The organism is Streptomyces sp. NPDC037410, from assembly GCF_055602235.1.
The window spans coordinates 186,140-199,536 of sequence record NZ_JBVJWR010000001.1 but is presented as its reverse complement, the minus strand read 5'-3'; the positions used below and the strand labels follow the sequence as shown (position 1 = coordinate 199,536).

The following is a 13,397-nucleotide window of genomic DNA, read 5'->3' as shown; positions in this document are numbered from 1 at the left end:
GAAAGTCCCTCAGTTCTCTGCCGGGCACCCGCCGATGGGGCCCGGCGAGCCCACAGAATATGCACATCCTTCACGGGTTCCACGCGAGTTCCGGCCAGTTCCGGTCAGTCGTCCTACCAGTCGTCCTAGACTCGCCGTATGAGCAGCGCGCCGCTGCGGATCACCGTCCTCGGGTCCGCCACCCCCTTCCCCCGGCCGGGCAACGCCTGCTCCGGCTACCTCGTCGAGGGCGGCGGCGTGCGCGTCTGGGTGGACGCCGGGACCGGCACCCTCGCCGAGCTCCAGCGGTACGTCTCGCTCGGCGAGGTCGACGCCGTCTGGATCTCCCATCTCCACGCCGACCACAGTGCCGATCTGCTGACCGCCTTCTACGCGCTGTTGTACGCCGGGCTCGACCTGCCGCTGCCCGTCCCCCTCTTCGGTCCGCCCGGCATCGCCGACCGGCTCGCCGCCTTCCTCACGAACGGACCCGACCGCAGCCCGGTGGAAAAGGCCTTCGCCGTACAGGAGTTGTACGACGGGCATCTCGGCCGCGTCGGTGGCCTCACCCTCCGCTCCCGTGCCGTCGAGCACGGCGGGCTGCCCGCCTTCGCCCTGCGCGTGGAGGATGCGGGCGGACACTCGCTCGTGTACTCCGGGGACTGTGAACCCTGTCCCGGTCTCGTCGAACTCGCCCTTGAATGCGATCTGTTCGTCTGCGAGGCCGATGGTCTCGTGCCCGGGCACCACTCCGCCGCGCAGGCCGGGCAGAGCGCCGTCGCCGCCCGTGCCCGGCGGCTCGTCCTGACCCACGTCGGGCCGGGGACCTCCCCTGCCGACGCCGTCGCCCTCGCCGCCGCCGAGTTCTCCGGAGACGTCGTCCACGCCGATCCCGGGCTTCGGTTCCAGGCCGGATAGATGGAGAGTTGGGGATGGGGATGGGGATGGGGGGCGGGGGCCGAGTTTTAACCGGGGCCTGAGCCGGGGGCGGGGCCTAGGGCGGGGCCTGGGTCTTGCGGTAGCGCCGTCTCGCTTACGCGTCGAAGTCGTACTCCAGTACGTACGACGACGAGTCCAGTGTCATCTCGTTGAGCTCCACCGCCATCCCCGGCCCCGTGAACGCCGTCCGTCCGATCAGCACCACCGGCGTCCCGAATTCCAGCGACAGCCGGTCCGACTCCTCCGCCGTCGGCATCCGGCAGCGGATCTCCTCCCGGAACCGCACCGGCCGGTGACCCAGCTCCGTCAGTCGCGCGTACGTGCCTCCCGGGCCCGTGTCCGGCTCGGTGATCGGCGTCCCCCGTACGAGCTCGGCCGAGAGGTACGACACCGAGAGCAGCACCGGCTTCGCGTCGAGGACGAAGCGGCGGCTCCGGACGCAGACCGGCGCCCCCGGAGCCAGGTTCAGCGCCCCCGCGACCCGGTCGCCGGCCTCCGTCTCGCCCACCTCGATCTGGTCGACGACGAGGTCCCGGTCCTCCACGTCCGCCGACCAGACCGAACGGCCGCTGCCCCACTGGTCCCCGGCCAGGCGCGGGATGCCCCGGCGGCGCAGCGGACGGAAGACCCGGACGAAGACCCCGGCGCCCTTGCGCGCCTCGGCGAGTCCCTCCGTACGCAGCACGGCCAGGGCCTGGCGGGCGGTCATGCGGGCCACGTCGTACGTCGTCATGAGGTCGTTCTCGCCGGGGAGCCGGTCGCCCGGCGCGAAGGCGCCCGACTGGATCGCGGTTCTCAACTCGTCGGCGATGCGCTGGTACTTGGGCCGACGAGCGCTGTCCTGGTCAGTCACGGGTGGACCACTCCCTTCGTTGCGGGACACCCTACGGCGCGCTCCTCGGCCCGGGGGCACGCCTGTACGCCGCCCCGCCCGGTCGATCCATCCATCGGGGGACATCTCTAGAGATACGTTGACAGGGCGGAGTCGCCGCGCTTCCCTGAGTGTCCCCAGGCTTCAGGATTCGGGACGGAGGGGATGCGTGCAGCCACTGCCCGAGGTCGGTGACCTCGTCCGCGACACCGCCACGGGGCGGGTCGGTTTCTATGTGGAGAGCGTCTCCGGGCGCTTTCTGATCCGCGCCGTCCACGGCGGCGGCGAGTGGGAGGCCGAGCCCGTCGACGTCCAGCCCGCCACGCCTCTGCACGAGCTGCGGGCCCGTACCGCCGAGATCAACGCGCGGAGCAGACGCGGGCTGGGCGGGTGACCGACCCGCCGCTTTGAGGGTGCCTCGGTGGCCCCCTGCGTGGGTGCCGGCGGCGTGCTCGGAGCGGTTGTCAGTGGGGCGCGCCACACTGGAGGCATGTGCCGCAGCATCAAGACGCTCCGCCCGCCCGCCCTGCCCGAAGAGGCGACCGAGGACGACATCCGCGCCGCCGCCCTGCAGTACGTCCGCAAGGTCTCCGGCTTCCGCGCGCCCGCCGCCCACAACCGCGAGGTCTTCGAGCGGGCCGTCGACGAGATCGCCGACGCGACCGCGAGACTCCTCGACGGCCTGGAGGTGCGCGGCGCCCACCCCGCCGCCGCCAGGACGCGGGAGCCGCAGTCGGCGCCCGTGTGAGCGCGGGAGCCTCGGCCCGCCGCCGTCAGGACGCGCGAGTCGCAGCCGGACGCCGTGAGAACGCGGGAGCCTCGGCCCGCCGCGGCCAGGACGCGCGAGTCGCAGCCGGACGCCGTCAGGACGCGGGAGCCTCAGACCGCCGCCGTCAGGACGCGGGTGCGGGAGCCGCAGCCGGACGCCGTATGAGGTACGCGGCGAGACCGCCCGCGAGGAACAGTGCGAGGGTCGACACCCCCGCGCTGAACCAGGTCGCGCCCAGCCACTGACCGCCCAGCCAGCCGAGCCCCACGCTGTACGAGGCCCAGGTGACGCCCGCCAGCGCCGACCACGGCAGGAACTCCTCGGCGCGGCGCTTCGCCGCGCCCGCTCCCAGCGAGACCACAGAGCGGCCGGCCGGGGCGAAGCGCGCGAGGACCACGAGCAGTCCGCCGCCCCGCGCGAGCGCGGTGCCGAGACGTTCCTGCGCCAGCGAGAGGCGGCGCGAGCGTCCGATCGCCCGGTCCAGCCGGGCCCCTCCGCGCCGTGCCAGGCGGTACGCGAGGAAGTCGCCCAGCACCGAGGCGCCGGCCGCGCAGAGGAGCAGGGGGAGGAGCGACGGTACGCCCGAGGAGGCCCCCGTGCCCGTCGCCGCCGCCGTGGCCGCGGTGATCACCAGGAAGCCGCTCGGCAGCACGGGGAGGAAGACGTCGAGCAGGATCGACGTCGCCACCACCGGGTAGATCCATGGGCCGGCGGTGAGCGACCGCAGCGAGCCCAGGCTGTCGAGCAGATTCACAGGCCAGAGCCTACGCGGGGGCGGGCGCCGGACCGCCGGTGGGTGCGATGCGGCGAGACGGGTGGTGCGGTGAGACGGGTGGTGCGGGTGCATAGGAGCCGGGGGTTGATAGGGGATACGGACCGCGGGCGTCTACGGGCTGTGGGCTTGTAGCAGCCGCGGGCTCATGAGAGCCGCGGGCCCGGAAGAGCCGTGGGCTCATAAGGGCCCACGGCTCATGAGAAGGGCCGGAAACCGTGGTGCGGTTTCCGGCCTCTTCCGGTAAGTGCGCCGATCCGGTTGGGCGCCGATCCGGTAGGTGCGCCCATCCGGTCGGGCGCCGGCCCGGTACGTACGCCGTGCGGTCAGGCCGGGACCGGTGCGCCCCGCTCCTCCCGGGCCTTCGCGTCCGTCGCCTCACCGGCGCCGAAGAGCCGGTCGAGAGCCAGGGCGCCCGGGCCCGTGAACACGAGCAGGGCGAAGGCCCAGCAGAACATGGCCGCGTTCTCGCCGCCGTTCTGGAGCGGGAAGAGCGACTCCGGCTGGTGGACCTTGAAGTACGCGTACGCCATCGAGCCCGAGGCGAGGAACGCGGCGCTGCGGGTGCCGAGCCCGGCCAGGACCAGGATGCCGGCGCCGAGCTGGATGACGGCCGCGTACCAGCCCGGCCAGGTGCCGGCCGGTACCGCCGTACCGCCGAGGAGCCCGAAGAGGGAGGCGACGCCGTGGCAGGCGAAGAGCAGGCCGACGACGATGCGGAAGAGGCCGAGCGCGTAGGGCTGGGCCTGGTTCAGGCGGGCGGTGAGGCTCGTGGGGGAGCCCGGGGAGCCCGGGGAGCCCGGGGTGCCAAAGGTGCCGGTGGTGGCGGGGGTTCCAGGGGTATCCAGGGCGCCGGGTGCGTTCTCGGCCCTGGTGGTGTTCGGGTCGGTCATGGGGGCGGGACTCCTTCGGTCTGGCCTCGTTCGTGGGGAACGGGGCGCGGGGGGACGGAAACCGACGAGGCCGTAAGGTTAGGCACCCCTCACTTGTGCTTGCAAGTTCAACATTCGGCCACCGGGGAGTCTGTGGCGAGGCTCACTCCCCGGCGGCCGTCGCTGACGCGAGCTCAGGGGGAGGGCGGTCAGCAGCCGTTGAGGACGGACTGGAGGGCGCTCTTCTCGGCGGAGTCGATGCTGAGGTTCCAGTAGTACTTCACCTGCACCCACGCCCTGGCGTACGTGCAGCGGTAGGCCGTCCGCGGGGGCAGCCACGTCGCCGGGTCCTTGTCGCCCTTGGACTGGTTGACGTTGTCGGTGACGGCTATGAGCTGCGGCCGCGTGAGGTCGTTCGCGAAGGACTGGCGCTGCGCGGTGGTCCAGGAGTTCGCGCCCGAGCGCCAGGCCTCGGCGAGCGGGACCATGTGGTCGATGTCGAGGTCGGAGGCGAGGGTCCAGGTGGCGCCGTCGTACTCGGAGTACCAGCTGCCGCTGGTCGCGGCGCAGTTGGCGTCGGTGACGACGTTCACGCCGTCGCGCTTGAGGACCGTCTCGCGCGTGTTGCAGGTGCCGGACTGGGTGATCCAGTGCGGGAAGAGGTCCCTGCTGTACCCCGTGGTGGAGCCCGCCGCCTTGACCGTGAGCGCGGCCAGGTAGGTGCGGGCGGTCGCGGCGCTGACCGGGGTCGGCATGGCGGCCTGCGCCGCCGGGGCGGTGGCGAGGAGGCCGGTGACGGTGAGGGCGGCGGAGGTGGCGAGAACGGCGAGTCGACGCGCGTAGATCATGCCGGAGGGCATGTGAACTCCCTTGATGTGGGGGGACTTTGGCCTGTCGTCGTCCCCGCTGGGTGCCGGGCGGTCGGGCCCGGTCATCGTGGCGGCGCCAGGTTTCCGTGGGGCGTGCGCCAGGTAACAGGGTGGCGACATGGGCACGTCACATCAAGGGGTGCGGCACTTCTGATGGAGTGACAGATTCCGCCGGGTGGGCGGAGATTCCGTACAAACGCCTCGCGCGCGGCCGGAAGGTCCGGCCGCGCGCGAGCAGAAAGGAGGGGGGTGGGGTTACGTCAGGACGGTCAGCGTGATCGAGCCGTCCGCCGCGGGCTCCACCCGCAGCCGGGTCAGGTCGGCGATGCGCACGTCCGGCGCGAAGGCCGCCGCGCGCGGGCCCACGCCCACGACGCGCATGCCGGCCGCGCGGCCCGCCTGGATGCCCGCCTCGGAGTCCTCGAAGACCACGCAGTCCGCCGGGTCGAAGCCCAGCGCCGCCGCGCCCTTCAGGAAGCCCTCGGGGTCCGGCTTGCTGGCGCCGACGCTCTCCGCGGTGATCCGGGTCTCCGGCATCCGGAGCGCCGCCGTGTCCATCCGGGCCTGCGCCAGCGCCTCGTCCGCCGAGGTCACCAGGGCGTGCGGGAGGTCGGCGATCGCGGCCATGAAGGCGGGGGCGCCGGGGACGGGCACGACCCCGTCGAGGTCGGCGGTCTCCTCGGCCAGCATCACCCGGTTGTCCGCGTGGTTCTCCTCCATCGGGCGGTCCGGGAGGAGGACGGCCATCGTCGCGAACCCCTGGCGGCCGTGGACCACCCGGAGCACCTCGCCCGCGTCGAGCCCCTGCCGGTCCGCCCAGCGGCGCCAGCAGCGTTCGACGACGGCGTCCGAGTTGACGAGGGTGCCGTCCATGTCGAGGAGGAGGGCGCGGGCGGTGAGCGTTGCCGGGGTGGTGGCGGGCATCGGGTCTCCAGAGGGGGTGGCGCGGAGAACGAAGTGGTCCCGCCCACCGGTCAGGGAGTGCGGGCGGGGCCACTTTGTTCTTCTACGATACAAAACCGGGGGCCGTCTTGGCCAACCGGTCCACCACCCTCACTGCAGCGAGGTGCTCCGCTCCAGGGCCTCACGCGTGTTCGGGCCGTACACGCCCTTCGGGTCGCCCTCGATGTACATCCAGGACTGGTAGTTCTTCACCGCGCGCCAGACGTCCTGGTCGTACGTCCCGTCGATCCTGTCGTGGTACGCCCCCGCCAGCGTCAGTCGCATCTGGAGTTCGACCACCTCGTCGCCCCGCGAGCCGATCTGCAGCGTGACCGCCGTCTCCTCGGTCGGCCGCGGGGACGGCGTGGCCGTCGTCGGCGCCGCGGTCGTCGGAGCCGCGGAGGGGGCGGCGGCCGGAGGGGCGGCCTCGCTCGTCGATGCGCTCGGGCTCGCCGTGGTCCGGCTCGGGGTCGGGGACGGCGACGCGGACGTCCGCTCCGGGGTCGGGGAGGACGTGGTCGGCTCCGGGGTCTCGGAGGAGGGGGACGGCGCCTCCGACACGGCGACGTTCAGGGACGCGCTCGTGGTCACCTCCGGCACCGCCGCCCGGTCGCCGGTGTCGTCCGCGCCCCCGAGGACCACCGCCGCCAGGGCCGCGGTGCCCGCCACGGCGACGGCGGTCACCGCCGCGGCCACGACGCCGCGCCTGCGACGCCGGGCCCGCGCCCGCTCCTGACCGTGCCCGGGCGGTACGTCACCGATGCCGCGCAGCAGCAGAGGCATCGTCTCGGAGGGGTCGCCCGAGGCGCCGGGGTGGACGGGTCCGGGGTACGGCTCCGAGCCGGGGCCGGCCGGGTACGGCTCCGAACGCGCGGGGCCCGGGTGCGGCTCCGAGCCCGCGGCGCCCGGGTGCGTCTCCGGGCCAGCGGCGCCCGCGTACGTCGCCGGTATCGGTGCCGTGGGGTCGCCCGGGCGGATCGCCGCCAGCTGGGCGGTCGGCGGGTCCTCGGTCGAGTACGCCGGCAGATGGGCGGTCGGCTGCGCGTCGGGCCCGGGCCCCGTCCCGTACGCCGGCAGGTGGGCGGTCGGCTGCCCGTCGGGTCCAGGCCCGGCCACCCCGGCCCCCGCCCCGTACTGCGGGTCCGCCCCCGCCCCGTACTGCGGGTCCGGCCCCGCCCCGTACCGCCCGTCCGGCCCCTCGGGCGCGTCCAGGGTGACGTACGGCCTGATCCGCAGCGGGTCGAAGTCCTCGGCGCGCGCCGTCTCCGCCGCCCTGGCGCAGGCGCAGCCAGGTCTGTGTACACCGCATTCAGGACAGACGTGTCCGGTCATGATGGGTCCCCTCCCCGATACCACTGCGAGGGATTATGCAGCCTGCCCCTGTATGGCAGGCGAACGACCGTGCCCTTCCGCAGGCCATAACCGGACATTCCGATCAGGATGGAGGAGCCGCCGCCCACGGAGCCGGAGGCCGAGGCCGAGACCGAGCCGGAGACCGAGCCGGATTCCAAGGCCGAGACCGCGCCGGACACCGAGGCGGAGACCGAGGCGGGAGACCGAGACGGAGACCCCATGGCCCAGGACACCAGCCCGTCCCAGCTAGGCGACGCCCCCGTGCCCGGGGAGGGGCAGAGCCGCCGCACCGTCCTCGTCGCGATCGGCGCGCTGCTGCTCGGCATGCTGCTCGCCGCACTCGATCAGACCATCGTCTCCACCGCTCTGCCGACCATCGTCAGCGAGCTCGGCGGCCTGGAGCACCTCTCCTGGGTGGTCACCGCGTACCTGCTCGCGTCGACGGCCGGGACCCCCCTCTGGGGCAAGCTCGGCGACCAGTACGGGCGCAAGAAGCTGTTCCAGGGCGCCATCGTCCTCTTCCTCGTCGGCTCCGCCCTCTGCGGCACCGCCCAGAACATGCCGCAGCTCATCGCCTTCCGCGCCGTCCAGGGCCTCGGCGGCGGCGGCCTCATGGTCCTGTCGATGGCGATCGTCGGCGACCTCGTCTCGCCCCGGGAGCGCGGCAGGTACCAGGGCCTCTTCGGCGCCGTCTTCGGCGGCACCAGCGTCCTCGGCCCGCTGCTCGGCGGGCTCTTCACCGAGCACCTGTCCTGGCGCTGGGTCTTCTACATCAACCTGCCGATCGGCGTCGTCGCCCTCTTCGTGATCGCCACCGTGCTGCACATCCCGGTCCGCTCCACCCGGCACACGATCGACTACCTCGGAACCTTCCTCATCGCCTCGGTCGCCACCTGTCTGGTCCTGGTGGCCTCGCTCGGCGGCACGACCTGGGCGTGGGGCTCGCCGCAGATCATCGGGCTCGCCGCCCTCGGAGCCGTACTCCTCGTCTGGTTCCTGTACGTCGAGCGGCGCGCGGCGGAACCCGTGCTGCCGCTCAAGCTGTTCCGGATCCGGACGTTCAGTCTCGTCTCGGTCATCAGCTTCGTCGTCGGCTTCGCGATGTTCGGCGCGATGACCTTCCTGCCGACGTTCCTCCAGGTGGTCCAGGGCGTCACGCCGACCATGTCCGGCGTCCACATGCTGCCCATGGTGCTCGGCGTCCTGATCACCTCGACCGCCTCCGGCCAGGTCGTCTCGCGCACCGGCCGCTGGAAGGCCTTCCCCGTCGCCGGCACCGCCCTCACCTGCCTCGGCCTGCTCCTCCTCCACAGGCTGACGGAGACCAGCTCGACCTGGTCGATGAGCCTCTGCTTCTTCGTCTTCGGCGCCGGACTCGGCCTCGTCATCCAGGTCCTCGTCCTGGTCGTGCAGAACGCCGTCTCGTACGGGGACCTCGGCGTCGCCACCTCCGGAGTCACCTTCTTCCGCTCGATCGGAGCATCCTTCGGCGTCGCCGTCTTCGGCACGATCTTCACCAGCCGGCTCACCGACGAACTCGCCACGGTGTTCGCGGGCGCCGGTACGCAGCTCCCGCCCGGCACCGGCCCCGGCCGGGTCGCCGCCGACCCGCGCGCCATCGCCCAGCTCCCGCCCGAGCTGCGGCCGTCCGTCCTCCACGCGTACGCCACGTCCATCACGGACGTCTTCCTGTACGCGGCGCCCGTCGTCCTCGTCGCCTTCGTCTTCGCCTGCCTCCTGAAGGAGGACAGGCTGCGCGGCCCGGTCACCCCGCCCGACGCCGGCCGGCCCCCCGACGATCACGTCAGCCGCGCCCTGGCCCTCCTCGGCTCCAGGGAGGGCCGCAAGGAGGTCTACGTGAAGATCACCGAGCGCGCCGGGCTCGACCTGCAGCCCGCCGCGAGCTGGCTGCTGCTGCGGGTCCGCCGCCACGGGACCGTCGAGCCCTCTCGGCTGGCCGAGGTCACCCCCGTACCCCTGCGGGTGATCACGGAGGCGTCCCGGCAGGTGGAGGAGCGGCGCCTGGTGGCCCGTGAGGGGGCCCAGCTGGTCCTCACCGAGGACGGCGTACGAGCGGCGGCGGCACTGGCCAGGGCCCGGGAGGAGTCGCTCGCCGAACTCCTCGGCGACCGGTGGCGACCCGACCGGCCCACCGACCTCGTGCAGCTGGCGGAGGAACTGACGGCCGAGCTGTCCGGCCCGGACGGTAAGCACCCCTCTGAACCCCCGGAATGACGGACGGGGCTCAGAGCTCCTTGCCGTACCAGATGTCCATGTACGGCCCCGAGCAGTACGCGGGGATCTCCGCGTACCCGTGCCGCGTGTACAGGGCGCGCGCCTCGACCAGGTCGAGGCGCGTGTTGAGGACCATCCGGCGCGCGCCGAGGCCACGCGCCTCCTCCTCGAGCCGCCGCAGCAGGGCGCCCGCGCCGCCCGCACCGCGGAAGGCGTGCCGCAGGAAGACCCGGGTCAGCTCGGCGCGTTCGCCGTCCAGCATCAGGACCCCGCCGCAGCCGGCCGGCTTCCCCTCGAACCGCGCCACCAGGAACTGCCCGGTCGGCGGGGTCAACAGCTCGACCCCGTCGTTCGCCAGCCCCTCGTCGATCTCCGCCTCGGTCGCCGGCCGCTTCCAGTACCGGCCGGCCACATCGCCGTAGTAGTCGCGCCGCAGAGCGGTCGCGTCCGCGGTGTCGACGCGCTCGGGAGTGAAGGTCCAGGTCATGCGGGCCATTGTGCGACCCGCACGACGAGACGCGCCGCCGAATAAATCCGGTGTGCTCCGGGGCTACTTCGGCGAAGCCTGCTGGACGACCTCGAACGACCACAGGGTCGAGCCGGTGGCAGCGGGCTTCGGCCGCTCGCCCCCACCCTGGTGGGCGTCCTTCATGGAACCGCTCATCCAGTTCTGGAAGTCCTCCTCGCTGCGCCAGCGCGTGTACACCAGGTACTGGTCGGTGCCCTCCACGGGCCGCAGCAGCTCGAACCACTCGAACCCGTCGGACCCCTCCACGGCCCCGGCCCGAGAAGCGAACCGCTGCTCAAGCACCTCACGCTGCTCGGCCGGCACGGTCAGGACGTTGATCTTCACCACGCTGGGCATACGACCCTCTCAGTACGTACGGGCCGGGCGCCGCGCCCGGCTCTCAGTGGACGCTATCCCAGGTGGCAGATGCGCAGCCGCTGGGTGTGGTGCATGGGGAGCGAGTCGAGTTCCTGGGGCGCCACGAAGCGGAGCTCCGTACTCTCCTCCGAAATGGCGAGGCTGCCGTCCGTGATCCGGGCCGTGAAACAGATGTTGAACTGCCGGCGCACCTCTCCGTCGCTGTGCGCGATGACATGGCGGGGATCCGTGTACGTCCCGACGGTGGATCTGGAACGAGTGCGTGGCCAAGGTCAAGTCCGTACACCTGCACAACAGGAACCACCCCGACTCCAGGTCGACCTGTGGTCCGGCTCAGCTCGACAGGATGTTGACCGAGGCGAGGCGGACGACTCCTTGGCTCTCCGAGGGGGCCAGCGTTCCTCAGCAGCAGACCATCCGAGACTTCGGTGCCTCCGGGCCAAGGCGCAGAAGGACATCACGGGGCGGCTGCCGATGCACCGCCGGGCCGGGATGCCGAGGTGGAAGAAGAAGCGTCAGGCCGAGCCCACGCTCAACTACACCAGGAACGGTTTCCGCCTCAGGGACGGTCGGCTTTGTCTGGCGGGTGGGATCGTGCTGGGCGTGGTGTGGTCGCGTGGCCTGCCGGCCCGCCCTTCGAGTGTGCGTGTGTACAGGGACAGCCTCGGGCACTGGTACGCCTCGTTCGTCGTTCCCGCAGAGGTTCAACCGTTAGCGCGGAGCGGGCGGACGATTGGCGTGGACTGGGGCGTTCGTGAAATCGCCACCACCACGTCGGACGACCACGATCTGCCGCACGCGGAGCACGGGCGGAAGGCCCAGGCGAAGCTGGCGCAAAGGCTGCGTGCGAAGACTTACAAGAAGGCAGCCCGTCGGCGGGAGGACACCAGCCGTAAATGGGCCAGGAAGGACGTCCGAGATCACGACGCGATCGCCGTCGAGGACTTTCGGCCGAAGTTCCTCACCAAGACCACAATGGCTCGCAAAGCCGCTGATGCGGCGATCGGTGCCACCAAGAAGGCACTCGTCGAGATGGGGCGAAAGCACGGCCGGGACGTTCGACTCGTCGATCCGGCTCACACCACCATGGACTGCGCAGCTTGCGGGGCGAGAACCAAGCACGCACTGCCGTTGTCCGAGCGTATCTACACGTGCACCGCGTGTGGGGTGTCCCGGTCCCGGGACAAGAACTCCTGAGCCAGGAATCCTCGCCTTTCCAGGCAGGGGAGCAGTCAAGATGCTCATGGAGGCACGACGAAAGCGCGATGTCGGGAGGCACAGCATGCACAGCCCTGAGCCGGGGACCGAAGCGGATGCCATACGGAATCTGGCCGCGCGTTGGCCGGCTCTCCTCGGGGACGGGGACTTCGTCGTGTCGCCCGTCGGGTTGTGGCTGGGGCTCGGGGTCGTGGCGGCTGGGGCTCGGGGGTCGACCGGGGACGAGTTGGGGGTGCTGCTCGGGGTTCAGGGGGAGGCGGCTGCCGAGGCCGTGACCCGGGTGGGGTGGCATGTCGCGGCCTTGGACGGGGTCGGGGTGGCTACCGGGGTGTGGAGTGCGGTGCCGGTGCGGGAGGGGTTTCGGCGAGGGGTGCCCGATGTGCGGTTCGGGGTGTTGCCCTGGGCCGCTCTGTTCGCGTTGCCCGACGAGGTGTTCCCCGCCACCGATGACTTGTCCTTCGGTGAACTTCCCGATTTTCAGGGGGAGGTCGATGCGTGGGTGCGGCAGGTCACCGGTGGGCTGATCCGGCGGATGCCCGTCGAGCTCGACGGCTCCGAGGATCTGGTGCTGCTCAACGCGCTGTCTCTCAAGGCCTCTTGGCTGAGTGCCTTCCCCGCTCACCTCACCCGCGACGTGCCCTTCACCGACGGGTACGGCGACACCCGGCCCGTACCGACCATGCACAAGCGGATCCCGGCCGCCTGGGTCTGGTACGTGGACGGGGTCACCGTCGTCGAGCTGCCCAGCCACCAGGGCGTGTGCGTGCGGTTCGTGCTCGGGCCCGAGGGTGCCGGGCCCGCCGAGGTGCTGCCCGCCGCCTGGGCCGCGCCCGGGGTGTGGCGGCCGCTCGTGGCCGAGTCGGCCGACCTCGCCCTGCCGCGCTTCTCGCTCCGTACGACGACCGACGCGCGCGAACACCTGGCGGCGCTGGGCGTCATCCGGGCCCTGAGTCCCGATGCCGACTTCTCGGGGATCTCCGCGGCCGACTCGTACATCGGCAAGGTCGCGCAGACGGCGGTGGTCGAGGTCTCCGAGGAGGGTGTCGAGGCGGCCGCCGTCACCCAGGTGACGATGACCCGTGGCGCGGCCCCGCCTCGCCACGAGGTGGTGGAGCGGATCGCCTTCGACCGGCCGTTCGGGGTGGTGGTGCTGGACGACGCGGGCGAGCTGCCGTTCTTCGCCGGCTGGCGGTCCAGTGCGCCCGGCGCCTCCGTTTGACGACGCCCGCCGGTGGGCGTAGTCCGGAAGGAGGGGGATCCGGAGAGGAGTCCCACTATGCTCGGCGAGCAGCTCGGCACGATTTCAGGAGAGACGACAGCCGTACGGGTGCTGTCCACGGACGGCGGTCACGCCGTCACGGAGGCCTCGGTCCAGGCGACGGGCACGCTGCTCGGCGTGGCCGTCAAGGACCTGGCGACGTACGAGTCGGTCGCACGGCCCGACGGCACCCTCTTCGGTGAGGGCCAGGGGATCACGATGACCCAGGGCGGGGAAACGATCACCTGGCACGGCACCGGCGTCGGCCGCTTCAACGAGTCCGGCGGGGTGGACTGGCGGGGCGCCCTCTTCTACGAGACCGCCGCCGCCGATTTCGTCCGGCTCAACGGGATAGCCGCCGTGTTCGAGTACGCGGCCGAGGAGAACGGGAAGGTGACGGGCACGGTCTGGGAGTGGAAGTAGCCCTGGCCGGT

The 13,397-nt window shown here is 72.1% G+C and carries 14 protein-coding genes and 2 pseudogenes; 7 read left to right on the top strand and 9 right to left on the bottom strand.

Annotation, left to right across the window (positions count from 1 at the left end):
* Positions 1-138 precede the first annotated feature (138 nt).
* The gene (locus tag ACZ7HT_RS00940) at positions 139-897 is read left to right on the top strand and encodes an MBL fold metallo-hydrolase (protein ID WP_471158363.1); all 759 of its coding nucleotides are present in this window, start codon (positions 139-141) and stop codon (positions 895-897) included.
* A 115-nt stretch (positions 898-1,012) separates the two neighbouring features.
* On the opposite strand, the gene ACZ7HT_RS00935 is transcribed toward ACZ7HT_RS00940, so the two are convergent.
* The gene (locus tag ACZ7HT_RS00935; protein WP_471158361.1) at positions 1,013-1,771 is read right to left on the bottom strand and encodes a GntR family transcriptional regulator; all 759 of its coding nucleotides are present in this window, start codon (positions 1,769-1,771) and stop codon (positions 1,013-1,015) included.
* Between the two features lie 187 nt (positions 1,772-1,958).
* Here ACZ7HT_RS00935 and ACZ7HT_RS00930 point away from each other — a divergent pair, with 187 nt between their 5' ends.
* Together ACZ7HT_RS00930 and ACZ7HT_RS00925 are read left to right on the top strand one after the other, a co-directional pair.
* Complete coding sequence (locus tag ACZ7HT_RS00930; RefSeq protein ID WP_116161233.1) at positions 1,959-2,183, top strand: hypothetical protein; 225 nt, start codon at positions 1,959-1,961, stop codon at positions 2,181-2,183.
* Between the two features lie 96 nt (positions 2,184-2,279).
* Complete coding sequence (locus ACZ7HT_RS00925) at positions 2,280-2,537, top strand: DUF2277 domain-containing protein (RefSeq protein ID WP_471158359.1); 258 nt, start codon at positions 2,280-2,282, stop codon at positions 2,535-2,537.
* A gap of 145 nt (positions 2,538-2,682) precedes the next feature.
* On the opposite strand, the gene ACZ7HT_RS00920 is transcribed toward ACZ7HT_RS00925, so the two are convergent.
* The 5 genes from ACZ7HT_RS00920 to ACZ7HT_RS00900 form a co-directional block, all read right to left on the bottom strand.
* Entirely contained in the window at positions 2,683-3,312 is a 630-nt protein-coding gene (locus tag ACZ7HT_RS00920) for a DedA family protein (protein ID WP_471158357.1), read from the bottom strand.
* Positions 3,313-3,656: 344 nt separating this feature from the next.
* On the bottom strand, positions 3,657-4,085 hold the full coding sequence (locus ACZ7HT_RS00915) for a DoxX family protein (RefSeq protein ID WP_471159022.1): 429 nt from the start codon (positions 4,083-4,085) through the stop codon (positions 3,657-3,659).
* A gap of 326 nt (positions 4,086-4,411) precedes the next feature.
* Complete coding sequence (locus tag ACZ7HT_RS00910) at positions 4,412-5,062, bottom strand: HNH endonuclease family protein (protein WP_471158355.1); 651 nt, start codon at positions 5,060-5,062, stop codon at positions 4,412-4,414.
* Positions 5,063-5,326: 264 nt separating this feature from the next.
* Positions 5,327-5,995, bottom strand: coding sequence for an HAD-IA family hydrolase (locus ACZ7HT_RS00905; protein ID WP_471158353.1), 669 nt, complete (start codon positions 5,993-5,995; stop codon positions 5,327-5,329).
* Positions 5,996-6,124: 129 nt separating this feature from the next.
* Entirely contained in the window at positions 6,125-7,345 is a 1,221-nt protein-coding gene (locus tag ACZ7HT_RS00900) for a peptidoglycan-binding domain-containing protein (protein WP_471158352.1), read from the bottom strand.
* Positions 7,346-7,585: 240 nt separating this feature from the next.
* Between ACZ7HT_RS00900 and ACZ7HT_RS00895 the strand changes: the two genes are divergently transcribed.
* The gene (locus ACZ7HT_RS00895; RefSeq protein ID WP_471159020.1) at positions 7,586-9,601 is read left to right on the top strand and encodes an MDR family MFS transporter; all 2,016 of its coding nucleotides are present in this window, start codon (positions 7,586-7,588) and stop codon (positions 9,599-9,601) included.
* 10 nt (positions 9,602-9,611) lie between these two features.
* On the opposite strand, the gene ACZ7HT_RS00890 is transcribed toward ACZ7HT_RS00895, so the two are convergent.
* From ACZ7HT_RS00890 to ACZ7HT_RS00880, 3 genes and pseudogenes are all read right to left on the bottom strand, one after another.
* The gene (locus tag ACZ7HT_RS00890; protein WP_471158351.1) at positions 9,612-10,097 is read right to left on the bottom strand and encodes a GNAT family N-acetyltransferase; all 486 of its coding nucleotides are present in this window, start codon (positions 10,095-10,097) and stop codon (positions 9,612-9,614) included.
* A 54-nt stretch (positions 10,098-10,151) separates the two neighbouring features.
* Complete coding sequence (locus ACZ7HT_RS00885; RefSeq protein WP_471158350.1) at positions 10,152-10,466, bottom strand: antibiotic biosynthesis monooxygenase family protein; 315 nt, start codon at positions 10,464-10,466, stop codon at positions 10,152-10,154.
* Positions 10,467-10,519: 53 nt separating this feature from the next.
* Positions 10,520-10,729 (bottom strand): annotated as a pseudogene (locus ACZ7HT_RS00880) (NUDIX hydrolase); the annotation flags it as partial.
* A 5-nt stretch (positions 10,730-10,734) separates the two neighbouring features.
* On the opposite strand from ACZ7HT_RS00880, the pseudogene ACZ7HT_RS00875 reads away from it, so the two are divergent.
* The 3 genes and pseudogenes from ACZ7HT_RS00875 to ACZ7HT_RS00865 form a co-directional block, all read left to right on the top strand.
* A pseudogene (locus tag ACZ7HT_RS00875) lies at positions 10,735-11,681 on the top strand (RNA-guided endonuclease InsQ/TnpB family protein); the annotation flags it as partial.
* Between the two features lie 43 nt (positions 11,682-11,724).
* Positions 11,725-12,924 (top strand): serpin family protein, encoded by a 1,200-nt coding sequence (locus ACZ7HT_RS00870; RefSeq protein WP_471158349.1) that lies wholly within the window; start codon positions 11,725-11,727, stop codon positions 12,922-12,924.
* Positions 12,925-12,981: 57 nt separating this feature from the next.
* Positions 12,982-13,386 (top strand): hypothetical protein, encoded by a 405-nt coding sequence (locus ACZ7HT_RS00865; protein WP_471158348.1) that lies wholly within the window; start codon positions 12,982-12,984, stop codon positions 13,384-13,386.
* Positions 13,387-13,397: the final 11 nt, after the last annotated feature.